Origin of the sequence: Paenibacillus sp. Soil724D2 (genome assembly GCF_001427935.1) — a bacterium.
Classification (GTDB): Bacteria; Bacillota; Bacilli; order Paenibacillales; family NBRC-103111; genus Paenibacillus_E.
Genome location: NZ_LMRY01000021.1, coordinates 35,387 through 55,548 on the forward strand (window position 1 = coordinate 35,387; position 20,162 = coordinate 55,548).

Below are 20,162 nucleotides of genomic sequence, written 5' to 3' on the forward strand. Positions count from 1 at the left end.
GATCAGCCTGCTGAAAGCCTCCTAGAAAATAGGCGATTGTCGGAGGACAGATGTCCACTATTTTCATATATATAGGAGAACGGCATCCTGTGTGTACGGAGGAATGGACTTATGCTCAGCAATTCATTAGATACACGGACGGCTATCTTTCTAGCAGCTATGTGCAGCCAAAGCTATATCCAATTTGAAAATGGTTCCGAAAGCGTTATTATGCCGCACAACTACCGGATGGTTTCTTCCTTCAAGGCGACTTCGATCCTGAGTGAAAAAGAGTTGTTCGGCTTTATTGCCGAATCCGACGGACAAATTGTCATCGTATTTCGAGGAACGCATACGACATCCGATTGGATTTCAGATGCTATTGCCAGGCAAATCCAGTTTCCTTACACAAAAGAGCAGTGCCTCGTACACCAAGGATTTCTCGACATCTACCGTTCAGCCCGCAAATCGATTGTGACTGCTCTAAACAAACTTTCCACGGAGAAAACGCTGTACATTACAGGGCATAGTTTGGGAGGAGCCCTCGCTGCTTTATGCGCCGCCGATATTTCCACAAACACGAAATTTAAAAATCCCTCCGTGTATACTTATGCTTCACCGCGTGTTGGAAATCAGGCATTCGCTAGTCTTTTCAATCGCCGGACCGGGCCTCACTACCGTATTTATAATACCAATGACCTCGTCCCGTTGCTTCCGCCCTTCATCTATAAATCTCCTCGAACGGATAAGGTTTACCACTATATCCATGTGAAAAAGGGGGTTGAATTAACTTATCAAGGAGGCTCCGTCTCCGCTAACCACACGATTAGCAATTATTTTGCTGAACTTGCCAAGCTGGATCCCCGCTTCACACAGCAGTTATACGAGCAGACTCCGGGATTTTGTCCGAACTGAACAAGATTGCCAACCACCTGACCAGAAAGGCCGGGTAGGAGGCAATCTTTATTTTGCTTAGATCAGCTGCCCTTCTAAAGAGGAAGGTTTAAACAACTCAATAAAGGTAAAAATAGGAGTCGATACTTATTTGCATCTACTTACGCTATTCGATTATTTTGTAGCAAAGGAGCCTTGCCTTGATTCTAGTCATTTGCTTGTTTTTTGTTTGGTTTAGTATCTTTATATTTGCCTTTCTGCCCACTAAGTTGTCTGTCATTACGAACGTGCTGCTTTACATGTTCTTAGCTGTCGTGGACATTAACAAATTAACGATCTTAAGTGACACTATAGGCGTTTTCCAACTCAGCAAAAAGGTTCCTGAATTCCTTTCGATGATTATACATAGGGATTTCACCTTTTCATTAACACTCATTACTTTTGCTAATGTCTACCTGACCACATTGAAACGCAGTACAAAAATAGGCATTTCTTTGTATACATTTTCTTTTCTCTTGGGCACAAGTCAATTCCTAAGATTCCATGGCGTATTAACCTATAAGAGATGGAATATCTTCTATGAATGTCTACTACTCATCTCACTAATGATTATAACTTATTGGTTCGGCCGCTTATTAATTCATCTAATGCAAAGGGAGAGGACTCTATGAACGACATAACCATTTACGATAATCGATTTAACGGAAATGAATGGTTCGTCATTGCGATGATTGTCGTAGGGACCCTTGCGATTTGGATATTGCCAAAAAAGTTCAACTTAACTCAGAGCTTGTTTAATTTATTGATTGGGGTCGTTTTTGGTCTCATGTTTGATCACACCATCGCTGTCCCGCCCTTTGATTTGTACGATGTAGGTGACGAATCCCGTTATCAGCTGTTTGATATTTTCTCCTATACGATGTATGCACCATTTGGATATATATTTATTTATTTTTACAAAAAATGGGGTGTACGTGGTTTTTACACGATACCCTACATCTTACTCTGGACATCAATGGGCATAGGTGTCGAGTGGCTTAGTGTACTTGTTGGTATTTTTCATTACAAACATGGGTATCAACTCGTTTATTCGATACCGATTTATTTATTTTTGCAATCTATTCACTTATTACTTTATCAAACGTTTTTTCCGGAGCGTAAGACGATTTCATAAACAGCTTCTAGAGAACATTCTTTTCCTCACACGTTTCAACCCTGACAGACTCTTGTCAGGGTTGTTTGTTTATAATCGGTTTATACAAATCAATGATTGAAGAAGGGAAATGATCACATGACGAAATCAACGAATCAAACTGGCATTGTTTTAGCCGGATTACTACTAGCCATTCTAATGGCCTCGATGGACAATACCATCGTTGCGACCGCTATGGGCTCCATTATCGCAGACCTCGGAGGACTCGATAAATTCGTTTGGGTCACTTCGGCTTACATGGTCGCTGAAATGGCAGGGATGCCGATTTTCGGTAAATTATCGGATATGTATGGGCGCAAACGCTTTTTCATCTTTGGTATCTTGGTGTTTATGCTTGGATCCGCTCTTTGTGGAACAGCCACCTCAATCGTCCAGTTAAGCTTGTACCGGGCCATACAAGGTATTGGCGGCGGTGCTTTGGTACCCATCGCTTTCACAATCATGTTCGATGCGGTTAAGCCGGAAAGCAGAGGCAAGCTAATGGGATTGTTTGGAGCCGTGTTCGGTATGTCCAGCATCTTCGGGCCGCTCCTTGGCGCTTATATGACCGACTATATTAAATGGGAATGGATTTTCTATATTAACTTACCACTTGGACTGATCGCCTTCCTGATGATTGCAATCTTCTACAAGGAATCCCTCCAGCATGCTAAACAACGTATCGACTGGGCTGGCGCATTCTCGCTTGTAGGTGCCATCGTCTGCCTAATGTTCGCCATGGAGCTTGGCGGCAAACAATTTGCGTGGAACTCCGCTCAGATCATTGGCTTATTTACCGGATTTGCTGTTCTTACGGTTAGTTTCCTCTATGTGGAGACGCGGGCAGAGGAACCGATTATCTCCTTTCGGATGTTCCGGGATCGCCTCTATTCGGCAAGTAATGCGATCGCGATGTTAAGCGGAGCCGCCTTCATTACGGCATCTGTCTATATTCCGATCTTCATTCAAGGTGTTCTCGGAGGAAGTGCAACGAACTCAGGCCTCGTACTTCTGCCTATGATGCTCGGCACTGTAGTTACAGCTACGGCTGGGGGCTTCCTCATTAGTAAATTTTCATATCGAGCCATCCTGATCTCCACCCTCATTCTGCTTGTGGCAGGTATGGCACTGTTAATTACGTTGACACCAGATTCATCGCGTTTGCTTATCACTATCTACATGATATTAGTAGGCTTGGGGATTGGCGCTTCATTTTCTGTGCTAAGTAACGCTGCTATACATTCCGTACCTGTCAGTCAACGCGGGGCAGCGAGCTCTACACTGAATTTCCTTCGCTCACTCGGCATGACGATCGGAATCACCATTTTCGGCATTATTCAAAGCCATTCGTTAACCCGGCATTTATCGGATGCCTTTACAGGGAGTGGTCAATCCGCGATGCCGCAGGGTCTAGACTTTAAGGACCCGCATGCCCTGCTTGACCCAGCGACTCGCACTCAAATTCCGGAGCAAGTGCTTGGGAAAATATCTGAAGGACTCTCCTCCTCCATCGTGGCTACATTTGCGTGGGGACTTATCCCTGCAGTACTAGCTTTAGCTGCCGCTTTTGCTATGAGTAAAGAGAAACTCGTGATAGAAACAGATAAAGAAACGTTCGTTGCCGCAACGCATTAAGAGCAGTTTCCGAGTGTAGCACAGAAAGACCAGAGATCCGTCGCGGATTTCTGGTCTTTCTGTTTGAGTTTTAAATATCACTCATCAAATAGATTCGTAGACAAGTACCGCTCACCGGTATCTGGTAGGATAATAACGATGGTCTTCCCTTTATTCTCAGGTCGTTTAGCAATTTCTCTTGCTGCGTAAGCTGCCGCTCCGGAAGAGATGCCGACCAGCAGACCTTCCGTTTTGGCCAATTCACGGGCCGTCGTTACAGCGTCCTCATTGGTCACTGTAAATATTTCATTTACAACTGAACTTTTAAAATTATCTGGAACAAACCCAGCACCGATTCCCTGAATATGATGCACACCACGACTGCCACCTGACAAGACGGGTGAATCGGCTGGCTCGACGGCTATCACTTGGACGGATGGATTTCTCTGTTTCAGTACCTCACCAACACCTGTGATCGTCCCTCCCGTACCAACTCCCGCGATGAAGATATCGACTTTACCGTCTGTATCATTCCATATTTCTTCGGCAGTGGTATTTCTATGAATTTCCGGATTGGCCGGATTGCTAAATTGCTGCGGTATAAATGAGTTTGGCATCTTTGCAGCTAATTCCTCTGCTTTTTTAATTGCGCCTAACATGCCTTCAGAGGCTGGCGTGAGAACGAGTTCTGCACCCAGGGCCTTTAATAATTTCCTACGTTCAATACTAAAAGAATCCGGCAATATTATGATTAACCGATACCCTAGTGCAGCTGCCGCAAAAGCAAGAGCGATTCCTGTATTTCCGCTGGTAGGCTCAATAATGACAGTTTCTTTATTGATCTTACCGGATTTTTCAGCCTCTTTAATCATAGCGAATCCGATACGATCTTTTACACTGCCAGCCGGATTAAAATACTCCAACTTCGCGACAACTTTGGCATCAAGTCCATGCCGATTATTATAATTCCATAGCTCGAGCAGCGGCGTATTACCGATTAACTCTGTCAAATTGCTATAAATTTTCGTCATAAGAAAACCTCGCCTTCCATTTATATATTAAACCTATGAACTTAATCGGATAAATACAGTATATCACGCAGGCGAGTGAAAAAATAAATCAATAATGCTGATAGATAGGTACGCTATTTTCTTATATTAAGCTTATTTGGTATAATAACCGTAGACGAAGAACGTCCTTTAGCCTTTTGGCGAAGGGCGTTTTTTATTTTTTTCAGGGGAGGTACTCGCTATTGAATTTTGAATTTATGCATCAAACGTTCGTTGACTATCATGCTGCTCTCCGTAGCGGAGAAAGAAAGGGACGTTTAATAAGGGGACATTTATACGCCGAAAAGCTTTTTCTCCAGAATGTCTGGTTTCCTCTGTTTGGTCATCTCGACCACTTGCATCCGGAGTATGAAATTTATGATTGGAATCGCAAATCCCAATTTATCGATTTCGCCTATATAACGCCCTTTGGTCGTTTCGGTATTGAATGTGACGGTTTCCAGAGTCATGTCAAAGATATGGATCGCGAGAAGTTTGGCTACTCGCTAAATCGAGAAACGTTTCTAACCGCTATGGGGTGGAAAATGATGCATTTCTCCTTCGATAAAATACAGAATCGTCCCGAAGTATGCCGGATGCTCCTGCAAATGGTTATCGGACCTTGCATGATCCGAAATGGAACAACGAATTCGGCTGCTAGTATGGAGAAAGAAGTGCTGCGGTTAGCTTAGAGGCTAAACAGGTGGATTCGCCCTAAGGATGTCATCGACCATATGGACGTCGACTTTCGAACAGCGCGCAAGTGGTTGCGCTCCCTGGTGGAGAAGGGATGTCTATCTCCTATCGCTAGAGGGAAGGACATTCGTTTTTATGAATTGCAAGAGGGCTCGTTGGAGCACATATAGGAAGGGTGACTTGGAAATGCATGGCCCTCCTTCTCTCCCGTTCCTTGACCTTCATTCCTCAACTCCTCATTCTTCATCATAAACCTCATTCCCGTTGGATTAAATACAGTGTTTTTCCAAAATTGAGAGTGGGATAGGCTGTTGCATTGGATGATTTCCAATGGAAACGTCTGAATTTGACTTAAATCCTCGATATCTGAGCATTTGAGTGGATTTCGTCCAATCAAATGACTATTTCCGTGTAGAGACCAGATATCTGTTGTATTTAATCCAATGGCGGATGTGGAGGAGCGAATGAAGGGAGATGCGGGAGATGAATTGACTTAGCAAGAGTTGTAAGTCATTCCTCACTTACATACATAGCTTCATTCCAGTCCTCACTTCCACATGCATAACTTCATTCCAGGCCTCACTCCTCAACTTCCTCAACTCCTCATTCTTCATCACAAACCTCTTTCCCATTGGATTAAATACAGTGTTTCTTGAAGATTGAGAGTGGGATGGGCTGTTGCATTGGATGATTTCCAATGGAAACATCTGCACTTGGCTTAAATCCTCGATTTCTGAACATTTGAGTGGATTTCGTCCAATCAAATGACTATTTCCGTGTTAAGACCAGATATCTGTTGTATTTAATCCAATGGTGGATGTGGAGGAGCGAATGAAAGGAAATGTAGGAGATGAATTGAGATAATAAGGGTTGTAAGTAAAAATAGTAAGTAAGAGTGAGTAGGTATGGGTATGGGTATGGGTATGGTTATGGGTATGCGAATGGGTATGAATTGTGAGCATGAGTAGTCAGTATGAGTTGTGAGTAAGAGTTGTGAGTAAGAGTTGTGAGTAAGAGTAATGAGTATCGGTAGCGAGTAAGAGTTGTGAGTAAGAGTTGTGAGTAAGAGTAGTGAGAGTAAGTTCCCCTGAACTTCATACTTCGCAGACAAGGATGAACTTATGGTACACTGAACTATATATGACTGTAAGCAGCAAGGGGAAATGATGAACATGAAACTAGTATCCTGGAACGTTAATGGGTTGAGAGCATGTGTTAATAAAGGGTTTATTGATTATTTCGGGCAAAAAGAGGCAGATATATTCTGTCTTCAAGAGACGAAGCTGCAGGAAGGGCAAATTAATCTAGAACTGGGCGAAGCCTATACACAATATTGGAATTATGCGGTTAAAAAAGGGTATTCCGGCACCGCCGTTTTCACAAGAATGCAACCGCTCTCGGTGAGATATGGTATGGAGGAGAACGAAGAGCCGGAAGGTCGGATACTTACGTTGGAATTCGACAATTTCTACCTCGTGACCGTCTATACACCTAATGCAAAACGTGATCTCTCTAGGCTTGATTATCGTGTGGAGTGGGAAGATCGCTTTCGCAGCTACCTCTTGCAATTAGACGCCCAAAAGCCTGTTGTCGTTTGCGGCGATTTGAATGTTGCCCATCATGAAATTGACATCAAGAATGCGAAAGGGAATCTCAATAATTCAGGCTTTACCCCCCAGGAACGCGGCAAAATGACGGAATTGTTGGATGCAGGGTTTATTGATACGTTCCGCCATCTCTACCCAGATCGGGCTGATGTCTATTCGTGGTGGTCTAATATGCCTGGCGTAAGAGCACGGAATGTGGGATGGAGAATCGACTATTTCCTTGCTTCTACGAGACTTGGTCCTAAAATCATTGATGCACAAATTGACTGCGATATATTGGGCAGCGATCATTGTCCTGTCGTATTGGAGCTCGATTTGACCTGATAAATTAATTCAAACGTTGAAAACGAGATTGGAGCGATTATTATACTAACCTCTTCCTTAGGGCGTTTGCGTCTAACAAGCTATATTGAAGGTATTTCTTATCTTTTTCTACTGTTTATAGCCATGCCGTTTAAATACTTCTTGGACCAGCCTCAACTCGTTTCTGTCGGCGGTATGTTTCACGGCGTAATGTTCGTGCTTTACATCTTTACGGCGATGCACGCTTTTGTGCAAAGACGTTGGAACTTGAACCGAGCCCTCCTAATTATTGGCTGTATCTTCATCCCGTTCCTCTTCATCAAGCAAGATCGAATGATCCATAATGAGGAGTTAGAGCTAAAGAAGGGCCATCCAATTGGCCCGAAAAAGAAAGCTTAGACGATGCTCAAGCTGCTTAATAGCACTTCTTCGAACCCCTCTTATGGGGTTCTTTTGCTATTCAGCAAGTCTTGAAATTCAAGACTTTTATAAAACAAAAAGGCTGCAGCAGCCTACCCAAAGGCAAACTGTCACAGCCCGTAAACCCGTGCGCCATAAAGGCTAGCGGTCTTTTCTCATCACGATTCGCAACCGATTATCCTTGTACGAAAGCCACTTATACATATAGATGTAAACTAATAATCATATGTTCTACGATGTGAATTTCGACTTCGAATATAAGATCTGACGGATTTATAGCCATATATACTTAGCAGGAGAAGCTCGAGAACCCAAATAATGATGGTCGAAATATTGCTTAGCTCGTATTGCAAATAATTAAATTCCGCGAATTGCTTGCGCTCGAACTTATCAGCCACCATTTGAGCGACATGATCACATGGTGCGGAAATAGTAATCTATGCCGATCACACCACCGAATAAGATCACAGCGATAATTGTGACACCTACAAACCGTCCCCACCTTCGGCCCATCAAAAGCTCTATAGCGAATCCGAGAATCAGAACAAGAAAGAACGCTGCCCAATAAACCATTTGCTACCTCAACTTCACTTCATTATCTTTGCCTGTTTAATAAGCATCGGTCGTTCGATCGGACGTAATGATGAACTTTTCTGCATCCATCGTTCGAAAATGGAAAATAGCATTCATAACGATATTTTCCAACCTATTTGGAGAGATCGCGGCCTCCACTTATCCAACTGCAATCACTTATGCCGGATTAGAAGGCGTTGGAACGGCAGGCTCTCCATCCCTCCCAAGCCTTCTGCTTGCCGTTTCTCGCTTACCGACAGCGGGGACGTGACGTCCAGCCTTTGCAAGTCCAGATATAGGCATGTTGTTATACACACATTCGTAATTTCCTTCAGGAATCAGATAGGTTTCATGGTAGATCCCGACAGCGCCGTCCGTTCCAACCTTTTTATTAAAATTACGCCACGCTTCTAAATGGGTTGCACCATGTCTAGCATAGTGTTCTAATTGCTCAAACGATTTCCAATACTGGATAAGGGTCACGCCTCGCCAAGAGAGATGAAAACTGGCATCTACAAAACCTAATTCAGGGTTGCGATACAATTCTTGAAGCATCGGATTCATTGCCTTAGCCACAGGGAGCCACTTATGTAGAGCCCATAATTTGTTCACTCTCATCCCAATGATAAAAACAACGAAAGAACCATCCATCTGCGCCGTAAATCTGCCTGGAATCACTTTACTCATGAATTCATCGCTCCTTTTACCTATTTTCAAGCAATTGTAGATGGGTGTTATAAAAGCCCTTAATATCCTTGGAACCATATAGTTGAGCGGTCAAAAATGCCCCGTAAAACACCGTAAACAAAACCTTAACCGCTGTTTCTACCGTAAAATCTTTTCTTAACTTTCCTTCAGCCTCCGCCTCATTCATGCAACGATGAAATAGTTTATACATATCAGGTGTCTGAGCACCAACTTCCTCATGACCAGGGAACAGCAAATGAACCTCCGCTTCACTCAATTCCGGCATACAAGGATGCATGTTCATTTCTGCCAGAAAAGATATCAAGCTTGGCATCAATCCCGCTCTTTCCTGGGCCTCTTCCGCCACTTTATGGAGCACATGCTGGATAACCGAGAATCCGCGTTTACCCTCCGATTCAATCTCAATGATACGTTCCGTTAACCAAACACGCATGAAATAAACGAGCAAATCTTCCTTTTTCTGAAAAAACTTAAAGAACGTAACGCGGGATATTTCCGCTTTTCGGCAAACATCGTCAAGCATCATGTCTCGAAACATCTCGTCTCCGATTAGTGACAAACTGGCTTCATACAATGCCACTTTGGTTCTAGCCTTTTTTAATTCCCTTAGAGAAATAGCTGACCGATCCATGAGTAATCTCCTGTAATTATAATTAACTTTAGTAAATAAGTTAACATGAGTTAAGTTATTTTGTCAAGGTAAAGCAATTTATACAAGCCCCCTAAGAAAGGCTTCACGGAAGCTCCATCCCCGACTTTGGGTGGGGTCTTCACTCCGTCTTAAGCCGCTTTAGAAGGTGATCACCTTGATGATAGAATCAACTCAATGATAAAAAAGACCGAATGCGAGGGATGAATAATGGGAGTACGACGAAGTACGATTCGCGCTTGGGCATTTGGACTATTGGCTTTTTTGGCTTTGGCAATTGGAGCTTATGCTTTGGTCATGTACGGAACACCAGACCACCTCCATAAGCAGCCGTTCGTAACGGGAAAAGGCAATTTGCCCGATTTGTGGTACAACATCCTCTGGGCTCATGCCATCTCAGCTGGAGTAGCACTTGCAATTGGCTGGCTTCAATTTATCAAGAAGCTTCGCCACCATGCTCCGAACATTCACCGTTTGATCGGCTATATGTACGCCACAATGATTACAATCGCAGGCCTAACCGGCTTGTACTTAGCTTTCTATGCAAATGGCGGTTGGTTTGCGAAACTTGGCTTCGGATCGCTGTCAGTCCTATGGCTTTACACACTTATCCGCAGTCTAAAGAGCATCATCGTCGATCGTGACAAGGCCGATCATGGCCGCTGGATGGTACGCAATTATGCGCTCAGTTGCGCGGCAATCACACTCCGGATATATACCCCTCTGGCTGCAGTATTTCTAGGATTGACCGATACAAACGATACTTTCATCATTATCGCCTGGATTGCCTGGATACCTAATTTGTTGCTAGCAGAGCTTATCATTGGTGAAAAGAAACGTACGAACAGCAGGACGTTTGTACGGTAGTTATGAACGGTCATCAAAAAGGGCCAACCCATCAGATTTGTTTGCAAAGAAACTAAAAAAACCTAGCGGCAGATTGATCACCGCTAGGTCCTTTGTTGTGCTATGCGATACGTTTTGATCATTGGGAGGGAATTGGACATGGGGTTCCAACCGTTCCTTGAAATCGTGCTTCTTTGAATTTATTTAGCGGTTATAACACGATTTCAAATACGGCCGCTATCGCTTTACCACTCCATTTCCATTCCCTTTTCTGTTCTACTTTATGCTTCCTTCCACTTCTCTATTCCCTATTCGGCTTTCAATTCGGTATTCATATCCGTAAATGCCCTTGTAATATTCCGAGTACATTTCCCCTCCACAAGCTTCGCAGGAACTGCGGTTGCACTTTGAAAGGGTATCCATTAACGCTTTAGTTCTGTAAAAAACTTAAACATTCTTATATGTTAAGAAAACCCTGGCCATTAGCTAGGTCCTTCGATTAACAGCCCCTCCCAGCTACTAGGACATCTGGAACGATGCAAAACATCATTACAAGCCACATACAGCGCAGGTGTCAGCGCTGTTTTCATCTGCAACGATGAAAATCATCGTTCTAGCGCGCTACTGCCACGACTGATACATCTGCACCGATGTAAAACATCGTTAAAAACCATACACAGCGCGGATATCAGGCCGTATATCACCTGTAAGACAGGGGGAACCTCTCGGTCACCCAAAACTTCTTATCTTACCAAAAAGGGCCATAGCAGGCTACTCATCGTAACCTGCTACAACCCTTAAACCCGCGTCCGACGCAGTCTCTCTTCTCATCACGACCCAGCTCCAATTGAGAAGCCTCTTTCCTATAAATTCTGCTCGCTTATCCCCATTTCCGGGTCGAAGGTTAGCATTTTCGTCCCGATTTTATCAATAAAGAACCGATCATGGCTTACCGTAATGACGGCGCCAGGAAAATGGATCAACGCTTGCTCCATGACCTGAATGCTCGTTAAATCCAGATGGTTAGTTGGCTCATCTAATATGATGACTGCGGCACCGGAGAGAAGGCATTTCGCTAGCGCGACCCGAGCCTTCTGTCCGCCGGATAGGTTGCCAATGAACTTGCTTAGATCCATCTCCGAAAATTGCAGCATGGATAGAAATTTGTTCACCTTTTTCCGCGGGGCATCCAATCCCAAACCGTACGTATTCACCGCGTGGCTAACGGTATCCTTAGGATTAAGCTCCTCCCACATCCGGTTGAAGTAAGCGTAGCTGACGCCTTTCTCCCAGATCACCTCGCCGGATTCGGGCTTCTCCTGACCCGTTAGCACCTTAATGAGCGTGGACTTCCCGCTTCCGTTGGGACCCACAATGACTAAGCGGTCTTCCTTCTGAATGTCGAAGCTGACGTTCTGAAAGATCGGCCGATCATCGTAGGTCTGCCCGATTTTCTTGACTTCGCATAGCTTATCCGGAAATCGCAGTCTCTCATAAATATCAGTGATAAGAACATTTACGGGGTGCGGCTCTATCCGCTTTTTGTTATCTGCCAGCTGGCGGGAGAGACGGTCCTTTGAAGACTTCTTGCTAGCACGGCTGTCGATGGCTTCCGACTCCATGAGCAGAAGCTCTTCCTCCCACTCGAACTGGCGGTCCAACTCCTTCTTGCGCATCTTCTTTTTGCGAATGTAGTCGGTGTAATTCCCTTCGTATTCCTGAAAATGATAGTTCTCAATCTCGATCGTTCGCGTGACTACTTTGTCAATAAATTGCCGGTCATGTGACACCAGAATCATGGCGCCTTTAAAGCGATACAACCACTGCTCCAACCACGCTATACCTTCTATATCCAAGTAATTCGTCGGTTCATCGAGCAAGACGACATCAGGCAGCTCGATTAGCATCTTGGCGAGCGCGGCACGGTTTCTCCACCCTCCGGACAATTCATCGATAGGTTGATGGCGCGATCTCTCGTTGAACCCCAGCTTCGTAAGAACTGTGTTAATCTCGACAGATACGTTCCAGCCATCCAAATGATCCATTTGTTCAAATAGCTCAGCCTGCCTCGTCAGCAGCCTATCCATTTCACCGTCCTCGGTGACTAAACCCAGCTTTTCTCCAACTTCCTGTAGTTCCCTTTCGATAAGTACAACCTGCTCGAAGCACATTTCAAGCTCTTGCTGAACGGACAGGCTTCCGCGCATTTCCGAGAATTGGGAGAAGTACCCTACTTTAACCTGCGGATCTATTTCCACTCTTCCGGACGTTGGCTCTTCTTTACCCATAATCAGCTTAAAAACCGTCGACTTACCAGCACCGTTCCGCCCGATTAGGCCGATACGCTCTCCTTGCGTTACGCGAAAATAGATATCGCGAAAGATCAGGGACTCTTCATATTTCTTAGTGACGTTCTCCAAACGAATTACACTCATGTCTATCACCCTTCTAACTCCGTCAGTCTAGCGTGATTATATCACTAGATCATTGTGCTAATCTCTTTTCGTTTTGATCTATCGACCGATCCCTGCGTAACCAGATCATAACCGGGATTAGCAGCAGAGAAAGGAACCCGCCCGCCAGAGAGAGGACGGCGAAGCTGGAATTGGCGACGACCATGCCCGACAATGCTCCGCCAGATGCACCCGCCAATGATACCAGGACATCCACGGTTCCTTGTGTCTTGGCACGTGTGGCCGGGGATGTCGCATCGATAATCTGCGCGGTGCCGCTGATCAGGCCGAAGTTCCAGCCGAGCCCAAGCAGTGCCAGCGCGACGATGAGCCAGATCATCGAATCAGCCGGCGCCCATGCGGCAAGCAGTCCCGCCAACAACAGCGTGAACCCTGCTGCGCAGGACATGAACGTACGCCCGACCTTGTCCACGAGAATTCCCGTTACCAAGGAAGGCAGAAACATCGCCGCAACATGAATGCCAATCACCATGCCGACCGCGCTCAACCCATGTCCGTGGTGCTTCATATGGATCGGCGTCATCGTCATGATGGCGACCATCACGACCTGTGTCAAAACCATTACGGTCGTCCCGATGATGATTCCCCGGTTACGGATGGCTGGCGCCATGTGATTCGCATTATCCGTCGCTTTGGATGGATTCGCTTCTTGCGCTTCGGCGATCGCTCTAGCAACGAGATACGGATCTGGATGGAGCAAAGCCCACATCACCAGACCCGCAAGAATAAAAGCAGCAGCCGCGAGCATAAACGGGCCCGACAGAGCAGGGGCGCCGACAGAAGTCGCGAATCGTCCCATGACCCCCACCAGGTTCGGCCCCGTAACTGCACCAAACGTCGTGAATACCATGGCTAAACTGACGGCTCTCGCACGCTGCTTAGGCTGAGCTAAGTCAGTTCCCGCATAACGCGCCTGCAAGTTAGTCGACGTGCCGGCGCCATAGATCAGCATTGAAGCGAACAAAAGCGGAAGGTTATCAGCGATAGCTGCGAATACGACCCCAATCGCGCCGATCCCCCCAGCAAGAAAACCCGCGGTTAGGCCTACCCGTCGGCCCAGGCTTTGAGACAGCCTACCGACAAACAGAGACGACGAGGCCGCGCCCAGCGTCAATAGCGCCGAAGGAACCCCTGCTAAGCTATCCGTCCCGAGCATTTCCTGAGCAAGCAGCGCTCCGACCGTGACCCCTGCCGCGAGTCCCGCTCCGCCGAATAGTTGGGCGATGATCACGATCATAAGCGATCTCCGATAGAGCTGCTGCTGTCTCTCAGGAGAATGAATGTACTCTCTAATCAATTCACTTCTTCCTTCAGCCATTCATGCTCTCCCCCCTCCAGCTTGTATGCCGTGATCCCCTCCCGCTGCAACTTGGCAACGGCCTGTGTCGAACTGATGCAGTAGGGGCCTCTGCAATAGACCACAACTTCAACGGGCCTAGGCAGATTTTGAAGATACGACTCCAACTCCTCCATCGGTATGGAGATGGCCCCTACGAGATGACCGGCCTCAAATTCGTCTCTCGGTCTTACATCGAGTAGGATAATCGCTCCGGCTTCCACTTTCGTCCTTGCTTCCTCCAAAGATAGCGTCCGAATATCCTCATACTCGTGTAAAAATTCCTGTTTAATCCGCGCGACGTCCGCAAGTTGACTCTCGCCAATGCTCCACAAAGCAAACAAAAACGCGCCAATTGTTGGGTCAGCCAGCGAATAAATGACATATGTACCTTTCTTGCTGAACTTCACTAGCCTGGCATCGAGCAAAACTTGCAGATGGCGGGATACGTTGGCCACGCTCATCTCCGTGACTTGGGCCAGCTTTTCTACCGACTTAGGCCCCTGAGCAAGCAAGCTCAAGACTTCAAGCCGCTTGTCGCTAGATAGACATTTCCCCACCCGGGCTAATTGCTGAAACAGTTCATTCTTAAACTCTTTTGCATAAGTGATTTCCTCGGGTACTGATTCCATAATTGTTCGTCCTTTCATATTCAATTCATTAATTGAATATTAGATTGGAAGTAGGTTGTTCGTCAAGAAATAATCATCCTAAAAGGTTCAATGAGCCGAAGCTCGTCGACAGTGGCTGAGAGGTCGGAAATCGACTTCTCAGCTGACCGTCCTGCGCATCCGTACTGTGTAAGCGCGGTAAACGCGCTTAATCGCATAGCCTCGAACGAATAAGCGCGAAAAATGCGCCTACAGCGGGAATTCCGCGATAACCACTATCCCCAACTTTAGGCACATCTTATCCATAGACTGAGAAAATCATAATTTCCCATACAACGAAAAAAGGCCGCAACAGCCCACCTCTCGGCAACCTGTCACAGCCCTCAAACCCGCGGAAAACGCGGCTTCTCAGTTTTTACTCTTCACCCTTCGCAATCGGATTATCCTCATATGAAATCCAATCGCTCCAGCTTCCGCTATAGAGCTTCACGTTATCAAACCCTGCTTCGCTAAGGCCCAGCACGTTCGGGCACGCCGTCACGCCGGAGCCGCAATAGACGATGATTTCATCGGCATCGCGCAGCGCGGCAAAGTGCTTCTCCTGCTCCGCGGCTGACAACCAGGCGCCGTTCTCACCGAGAACGCCTTTCCAGAAGAAGCTGCGAGCGCCCGGGATGTGGCCGGCCACCGCATCGATTGGCTCTTCCAAGCCGAGGTAGCGGCGCTCCTCGCGCGAGTCAACGAGCACGGTGCCTGGACGGCCGAGCTTGTCCTTGACCTCGTCCATGCTGGCCAGCATGGCGCGATGCACCTTTGGTGAGAAGGTCCGGGGGAACACCGTGGACACTTCATCGGTAACCGGGTAGCCAGCAGCTTTCCAAGCTGTATACCCTTGGTCTAGTACGTATACCTCGGAGTGACCGAGGAATTTCAGCATCCACCATAGCCGCGAAGCCATGGCTCCGCCTTGATCGTCGTAAGCCACGACGGTCTTCGTACCATCGATCCCGAGGTTGCCCACGAGGATGGAGAAGGCTCCTAGATCAGGGAGCGGATGCCGGCCTCCATGCGCCATTTTGGCACCGGAGAGGTCTTTCTCCAAGTCTACATAGACAGCTCCTGTTATATGGTCTTTCTCATAATTCTGTCTGCCTGATTCTGGTTGTCCTAGCGCAAAGCGGCAATCCGCAATCACGATGTTGGCATCGCCAAGCTGTCCTAGCAGCCACGTCTGACTTACGATATTTTCCACAGTTTCATGCCACCATCTTTCGTCATTCGATTAATCGCCCATTCCACTCGTCGGATTAGCGGAGTACGTCTGCCAATCACTGCGATCTCCACCCATTTTATCGTAAAATGCTTGGGCGCGGAAGTTATCTTTGGCTGTTGTCCAAGTTAAATTGGCATAACCATTTCTCGCGGCATATCCTTTGCAAGCAGCAAATAGTTTCGCTGCCGCACCCTGACCACGTTCAGCCTCAATGACGAATAAGTCGTTCATAATTGCTATTTTGGAAGCACGCAAAGTGCTGAAGGTAAAATATAAGGTCGCAAAGCCGACCAGCGTCCCCTCTTCAGTCTCCGCTACGAATTGAATACCTTCCTTCTGCTCAAGCAGTAGGTGGATCAATCCGTTCAACTTCTCATCCTCGGGTTGCCGATACTGGTAGAAGTCCACAATATAAGCGAGCATTAACGTTTTCAACTGCGGAATATCTTGCATTACCGCTTCACGAATCGTAACTTGGGTCATTTAGGGTGACCTCCTATTCCTAATAAGTCTATATACTCATTGTACCCCAAATCTTGGCTTTATGATGAAAGGTACCCTTGGTTAAATGTCTTCCATTTCTTTCCGATACAGGAGATAAATGATCCACCCTAATAGTAGGCATAAGCCCGCTGCGAAATAGAATATGGACGTTATCTTCAACGTAACCCCATAGTAAGTCAACGAGAATAGTACAAATGCAAAGAGAAACACATGAAGAAGGACATTTTTCTGTGGAAGCCAAGCACTTTTCGAGCTTAACTCGATTCGAACGGTAAACCCTAACCGTTTTTTAACCAGAACCAAAGCCGTAAGGTACGAAAGCGATGCGGCCACGATTTTCAAAGCACGATATGAGGAATCAAGCCCCTTAAAATAGGTATCCAGAGAAATATGGGTAATGAGCGGCATGATAAATAGAACAATGGCCAAATAAATCGTATAGCCAAGCGAGCCAAGAAACGCCACCAAGAGCGCATGCAGCTTTCGCACACGAAATATATAGTGAATAAAGACCGCTTCCATTACAATAATGAGCATAGGTTGCAAGCTTTCCGCCCACTGCTGGGATAAAAGTAATCTAAACAAACAAGCAATAACGAAGGAAACAAGCAGCACAAGCGGCCATTTTGTTTTCACCGAGATCCGGAATAGGGTAAGTCCCAACACGAGCATAGAAAATAGAGTTATTGTGCCAATTGGAATATGACCATACCAATCCATTTGAACCTCCAACCAATAGATGAAAGGATGATAACTACGAACAATATGATGCATGAAAGCCTACCATGGCGCGTCGTTCCCCTTACTGAGGCGAATTGCCTTGAACTTTGCACTTGGAAGTATTCGCCTCCATACGATTTATACAATTGGTCTCCATGGGAGACTATGCTTCGTGAACAAGCTGAATTCGCCGACCCGCAAATTCGAGAAGAGCAATATCGAGCTGTCGTGGATGAAAACGGAATATTGTCTGGGTTCGTTCAATTCTTCCCCATTGTTGGGGTGACACGTTTAGGTCTAGGACTTCGACCGGATCTTTGCGGGAAAGCGAGTGGAATCGGTACCCAATTCGTCCATCTTCTTGTTCAAGAGGCCCAGCGCCGGACGCCCCAGCAGGAGATTGATCTAGAAGTTCTCGTCTGGAACGAACGTGCGATCCAGACGTACGAGAGAGCTGGTTTTACGATTACAGACACGTATGAAAGGTCTACTCCCACAGGGCTAGCTGCCTTTCACTGCATGGTATATAACGGATCGAGCTTAATCAAGTGATCCACTGCCAGTAGTAATGTCAGCAAAAGCCTGATCAAATTTAGCAGCGGTTTCGAAATCCAAATCGGTTAAGCCGCCTGCATGCCAGGACGTAAGTCGCAGCGTGACCATCTTATAATCGATGGCGATCATAGGGTGATGGTTTTCGGCTTCTGCTATGCTGGCGACTTCATTCACGAAGTTTATGGCCTGCATAAATGCCGTAAATCGATATTTACGCACAATCCATTTGTGATCGTCTGTCGTCCAGCCAGTCACCTCCGCAAGCTTCTGATCAATGTCAGTGCTCCCAAGCTTCACCTGTCACCACTCCTCTGATTTCAATCAAAATCATAGGCGACCGCGCCCAATTCGCCCTCTCCTGCATACGTGCGAAGGAGGTCTAGGAACGGCTTCCCGTAGTTTCGGTATTTCACCTCGCCGACACCTTTAATTCGCAGCATAGCGGCTTCCGATGTCGGACAAATTTCACTCATTTCACGCAGCGTGCTGTCCGAGAAAATAATATACGGCGGCACCTTCTCACGTGCGGCAATTTCCCGGCGAAGCAGGCGAAGCTGCTCGAACAAGGTGTTATCGATAGCGGCAGCCTTAACCTGCTGCTTACGCACCTTCTGGTACACTTGCAGCTTCCCTTGAAGCACTTCTGCTGCGGGCTGCAGCAGCTTCACAACCGGATATTGACCATCCGATAGCTGCAAATACCCTTCTGAAATCAGCACGTTGATCAGATCAGAAATTTCCTTCTCCGGCAGATCTCGCATAATGCCATGGGTTGGAAGACGATCGAAGCGATAGTCGAGAATCTTCTTCGCCTTTGAGCCTTTGAGCACGGAGGCGACCATCGAGATGCCGAAGCGTTCACCCATCCTGCGGATGCAGGAGAAAATCTTCTGCGCTTCGACGGTGATATCCACCGTATCACGATCATCTTTGCACGAGCTGCAATTGCCGCAAGTATCTTTAATATTCGTTTCATCAAAATAGTGCAGAATGACGTTGCGCAAGCATCGTGGCGAATAGCAAAAGTCGATCATTGTCTGAAGCTTCTTGTACTCGTTCGCTTTACGCTCCGGTGAGAGCTGATTCTGCTCGATCAAAAACTTCTGCGTCATAATATCCTGCGCGCTAAAAAGCAGAATGCACTCACTAGGCTCTCCATCACGCCCCGCGCGACCGGCTTCCTGGTAATAAGCCTCCATATTTTTCGGCATATTGTAGTGAATGACATAACGGACATTGGACTTATCAATGCCCATTCCAAAAGCGTTCGTCGCGATCATCACCCGAATATCATCATACAGAAACGCCTCCTGCATGTAGGAGCGTTCCTCATCGGTTAGACCGGCGTGGTACTTCCCTGCTGCGAAGCCTTTTTTGCGTAACGTTTCATACAACTCTTCAACATCCTTACGCGTAGCGGCATAAATAATACCAGGCTGATGCGTATGTTCTTTCACGTAATTCTGAATGTAATCCCGCTTATTCTCACCGCGCAGAATCGTTAATTCCAGATTATCCCGTGAAAAACCATTGACGAATATGCCCGCTTGATCCAAGTCAAGCAGTCTCGCAATATCGGCTGTGACCTCGGCAGTAGCCGTAGCTGTGAAGGCTGCGACAATCGGGCGATTAGGCAGCTCGCGAATGAACGGAGCAATCGACACGTAGCTCGGGCGAAAATCATGCCCCCATTGCGACACGCAGTGCGCTTCATCAATAGCCACAAGCGGAAGATTCAGCGCAGACATTCGAGCACGAAATCGTTCCGATTCCAGACGCTCGGGCGCGATATACAGCAGTTTATATTTGCCCTGCATGGCGCCTTGCATCCTCTGTTCTACTTCTTTAGCCTCCAGCGTACTGTTAATGAAAGTTGCCGGAACACCAAGCACACTTAACGCATCCACTTGATCCTTCATCAAGGAGATTAGCGGGGAAATAACCAGCGTCACTCCCTCCATAAGCAAGGCAGGAACTTGATAACAGATCGATTTACCTCCGCCCGTCGGCATAATGCCTAGCGTATCCCGACCTTCAAGCAGATTCGTAATAATATTCTTCTGGCCCTCGCGAAATTCCGGGTATCCATAAACTTGTTGTAAGACCTTCCTTGCTCCATCCAGCATAACTTCCATACACCTTTCTATATCACACTTCTG

General features: G+C 46.6%; 20 protein-coding genes. 8 read left to right on the forward strand and 12 right to left on the reverse strand.

The window, feature by feature from the left end:
• Positions 1 to 111: 111 nt before the first annotated feature.
• From ASG85_RS18520 to ASG85_RS18535, 3 genes are all read left to right on the forward strand, one after another.
• The gene (locus tag ASG85_RS18520; RefSeq protein WP_060647406.1) at positions 112 to 894 is read left to right on the forward strand and encodes a lipase family protein; all 783 of its coding nucleotides are present in this window, start codon (positions 112 to 114) and stop codon (positions 892 to 894) included.
• 646 nt (positions 895 to 1,540) lie between these two features.
• Complete coding sequence (locus ASG85_RS18530) at positions 1,541 to 2,047, forward strand: hypothetical protein (protein WP_057304482.1); 507 nt, start codon at positions 1,541 to 1,543, stop codon at positions 2,045 to 2,047.
• Between the two features lie 117 nt (positions 2,048 to 2,164).
• On the forward strand, positions 2,165 to 3,700 hold the full coding sequence (locus tag ASG85_RS18535; RefSeq protein ID WP_060647408.1) for an MDR family MFS transporter: 1,536 nt from the start codon (positions 2,165 to 2,167) through the stop codon (positions 3,698 to 3,700).
• A 77-nt stretch (positions 3,701 to 3,777) separates the two neighbouring features.
• Here ASG85_RS18535 and cysK read toward each other — a convergent pair whose 3' ends face one another.
• Complete coding sequence (cysK, locus tag ASG85_RS18540) at positions 3,778 to 4,710, reverse strand: cysteine synthase A (protein WP_060647409.1); 933 nt, start codon at positions 4,708 to 4,710, stop codon at positions 3,778 to 3,780.
• A 221-nt stretch (positions 4,711 to 4,931) separates the two neighbouring features.
• Here cysK and ASG85_RS18545 point away from each other — a divergent pair, with 221 nt between their 5' ends.
• The 3 genes from ASG85_RS18545 (at position 4,932) to ASG85_RS18555 (ending at position 7,733) form a co-directional block, all read left to right on the forward strand.
• A complete protein-coding gene (locus ASG85_RS18545) occupies positions 4,932 to 5,420 on the forward strand; it encodes a hypothetical protein (protein ID WP_321166600.1) in 489 nt (162 codons plus the stop codon).
• Between the two features lie 1,176 nt (positions 5,421 to 6,596).
• Positions 6,597 to 7,355, forward strand: a complete 759-nt coding sequence (locus tag ASG85_RS18550; protein ID WP_060647410.1) for an exodeoxyribonuclease III — start codon at positions 6,597 to 6,599, stop codon at positions 7,353 to 7,355.
• 66 nt (positions 7,356 to 7,421) lie between these two features.
• A complete protein-coding gene (locus ASG85_RS18555; RefSeq protein WP_060647411.1) occupies positions 7,422 to 7,733 on the forward strand; it encodes a DUF3817 domain-containing protein in 312 nt (103 codons plus the stop codon).
• 435 nt (positions 7,734 to 8,168) lie between these two features.
• Here the strand turns inward: ASG85_RS18555 and ASG85_RS37995 are convergent, their stop codons facing one another.
• The 3 genes from ASG85_RS37995 to ASG85_RS18565 form a co-directional block, all read right to left on the reverse strand.
• Entirely contained in the window at positions 8,169 to 8,327 is a 159-nt protein-coding gene (locus tag ASG85_RS37995) for a hypothetical protein (protein ID WP_156396674.1), read from the reverse strand.
• A 177-nt stretch (positions 8,328 to 8,504) separates the two neighbouring features.
• The gene (locus ASG85_RS18560) at positions 8,505 to 9,014 is read right to left on the reverse strand and encodes a DUF4188 domain-containing protein (protein WP_060647412.1); all 510 of its coding nucleotides are present in this window, start codon (positions 9,012 to 9,014) and stop codon (positions 8,505 to 8,507) included.
• 16 nt (positions 9,015 to 9,030) lie between these two features.
• Complete coding sequence (locus tag ASG85_RS18565) at positions 9,031 to 9,666, reverse strand: TetR/AcrR family transcriptional regulator (protein WP_060647413.1); 636 nt, start codon at positions 9,664 to 9,666, stop codon at positions 9,031 to 9,033.
• Between the two features lie 228 nt (positions 9,667 to 9,894).
• On the opposite strand from ASG85_RS18565, the gene ASG85_RS18570 reads away from it, so the two are divergent.
• Positions 9,895 to 10,551 (forward strand): DUF2306 domain-containing protein, encoded by a 657-nt coding sequence (locus tag ASG85_RS18570; protein ID WP_060647414.1) that lies wholly within the window; start codon positions 9,895 to 9,897, stop codon positions 10,549 to 10,551.
• A gap of 842 nt (positions 10,552 to 11,393) precedes the next feature.
• Here the strand turns inward: ASG85_RS18570 and ASG85_RS18575 are convergent.
• The 6 genes from ASG85_RS18575 to ASG85_RS18600 form a co-directional block, all read right to left on the reverse strand.
• Positions 11,394 to 12,965: an ABC-F family ATP-binding cassette domain-containing protein gene (locus tag ASG85_RS18575; protein WP_060647415.1), complete on the reverse strand. Its 1,572-nt coding sequence runs from the start codon at positions 12,963 to 12,965 to the stop codon at positions 11,394 to 11,396.
• A 49-nt stretch (positions 12,966 to 13,014) separates the two neighbouring features.
• A complete protein-coding gene (locus tag ASG85_RS18580) occupies positions 13,015 to 14,322 on the reverse strand; it encodes an MFS transporter (protein ID WP_060647416.1) in 1,308 nt (435 codons plus the stop codon).
• On the reverse strand, positions 14,298 to 14,972 hold the full coding sequence (locus ASG85_RS18585; protein ID WP_060647417.1) for an ArsR/SmtB family transcription factor: 675 nt from the start codon (positions 14,970 to 14,972) through the stop codon (positions 14,298 to 14,300). The genes ASG85_RS18580 and ASG85_RS18585 overlap by 25 nt, the downstream gene beginning before the upstream one ends.
• A 394-nt stretch (positions 14,973 to 15,366) precedes the next feature.
• Complete coding sequence (locus tag ASG85_RS18590) at positions 15,367 to 16,203, reverse strand: sulfurtransferase (protein WP_060647418.1); 837 nt, start codon at positions 16,201 to 16,203, stop codon at positions 15,367 to 15,369.
• Between the two features lie 30 nt (positions 16,204 to 16,233).
• Positions 16,234 to 16,707: a GNAT family N-acetyltransferase gene (locus tag ASG85_RS18595; protein ID WP_057304495.1), complete on the reverse strand. Its 474-nt coding sequence runs from the start codon at positions 16,705 to 16,707 to the stop codon at positions 16,234 to 16,236.
• A gap of 81 nt (positions 16,708 to 16,788) precedes the next feature.
• Positions 16,789 to 17,448, reverse strand: a complete 660-nt coding sequence (locus ASG85_RS18600; RefSeq protein ID WP_156390065.1) for a hypothetical protein — start codon at positions 17,446 to 17,448, stop codon at positions 16,789 to 16,791.
• A 45-nt stretch (positions 17,449 to 17,493) separates the two neighbouring features.
• Here ASG85_RS18600 and ASG85_RS18605 point away from each other — a divergent pair, with 45 nt between their 5' ends.
• Positions 17,494 to 18,000: a GNAT family N-acetyltransferase gene (locus ASG85_RS18605; protein WP_414858759.1), complete on the forward strand. Its 507-nt coding sequence runs from the start codon at positions 17,494 to 17,496 to the stop codon at positions 17,998 to 18,000.
• Here ASG85_RS18605 and ASG85_RS18610 read toward each other — a convergent pair.
• Together ASG85_RS18610 and recQ are read right to left on the reverse strand one after the other, a co-directional pair.
• Positions 17,989 to 18,300, reverse strand: coding sequence for a 4a-hydroxytetrahydrobiopterin dehydratase (locus ASG85_RS18610; protein ID WP_060647419.1), 312 nt, complete (start codon positions 18,298 to 18,300; stop codon positions 17,989 to 17,991). The genes ASG85_RS18605 and ASG85_RS18610 overlap by 12 nt on opposite strands.
• Positions 18,301 to 18,320: 20 nt before the next feature.
• The gene (gene recQ / locus ASG85_RS18615) at positions 18,321 to 20,129 is read right to left on the reverse strand and encodes a DNA helicase RecQ (protein ID WP_060647420.1); all 1,809 of its coding nucleotides are present in this window, start codon (positions 20,127 to 20,129) and stop codon (positions 18,321 to 18,323) included.
• Between the last annotated feature and the right edge of the window lie 33 nt (positions 20,130 to 20,162).

Excerpts from the sequence above, each read along its gene's own strand:
- ASG85_RS18520 (WP_060647406.1), top strand. The coding sequence starts at position 112 with ATGCTCAGCAATTCATTAGATACACGGACGGCTATCTTTCTAGCAGCT.
- ASG85_RS18530 (WP_057304482.1), top strand. The coding sequence starts at position 1,541 with ATGAACGACATAACCATTTACGATAATCGATTTAACGGAAATGAATGG.
- ASG85_RS18535 (WP_060647408.1), top strand. The coding sequence starts at position 2,165 with ATGACGAAATCAACGAATCAAACTGGCATTGTTTTAGCCGGATTACTA.
- cysK (WP_060647409.1), bottom strand. The coding sequence starts at position 4,710 with ATGACGAAAATTTATAGCAATTTGACAGAGTTAATCGGTAATACGCCG.
- ASG85_RS18550 (WP_060647410.1), top strand. The coding sequence starts at position 6,597 with ATGAAACTAGTATCCTGGAACGTTAATGGGTTGAGAGCATGTGTTAAT.
- ASG85_RS37995 (WP_156396674.1), bottom strand. The coding sequence starts at position 8,327 with ATGGTTTATTGGGCAGCGTTCTTTCTTGTTCTGATTCTCGGATTCGCT.
- ASG85_RS18560 (WP_060647412.1), bottom strand. The coding sequence starts at position 9,014 with ATGAGTAAAGTGATTCCAGGCAGATTTACGGCGCAGATGGATGGTTCT.
- ASG85_RS18565 (WP_060647413.1), bottom strand. The coding sequence starts at position 9,666 with ATGGATCGGTCAGCTATTTCTCTAAGGGAATTAAAAAAGGCTAGAACC.
- ASG85_RS18570 (WP_060647414.1), top strand. The coding sequence starts at position 9,895 with ATGGGAGTACGACGAAGTACGATTCGCGCTTGGGCATTTGGACTATTG.
- ASG85_RS18575 (WP_060647415.1), bottom strand. The coding sequence starts at position 12,965 with ATGAGTGTAATTCGTTTGGAGAACGTCACTAAGAAATATGAAGAGTCC.
- ASG85_RS18580 (WP_060647416.1), bottom strand. The coding sequence starts at position 14,322 with ATGGCTGAAGGAAGAAGTGAATTGATTAGAGAGTACATTCATTCTCCT.
- ASG85_RS18585 (WP_060647417.1), bottom strand. The coding sequence starts at position 14,972 with ATGGAATCAGTACCCGAGGAAATCACTTATGCAAAAGAGTTTAAGAAT.
- ASG85_RS18595 (WP_057304495.1), bottom strand. The coding sequence starts at position 16,707 with ATGACCCAAGTTACGATTCGTGAAGCGGTAATGCAAGATATTCCGCAG.
- ASG85_RS18600 (WP_156390065.1), bottom strand. The coding sequence starts at position 17,448 with ATGGATTGGTATGGTCATATTCCAATTGGCACAATAACTCTATTTTCT.
- ASG85_RS18605 (WP_414858759.1), top strand. The coding sequence starts at position 17,494 with ATGATGCATGAAAGCCTACCATGGCGCGTCGTTCCCCTTACTGAGGCG.
- recQ (WP_060647420.1), bottom strand. The coding sequence starts at position 20,129 with ATGCTGGATGGAGCAAGGAAGGTCTTACAACAAGTTTATGGATACCCG.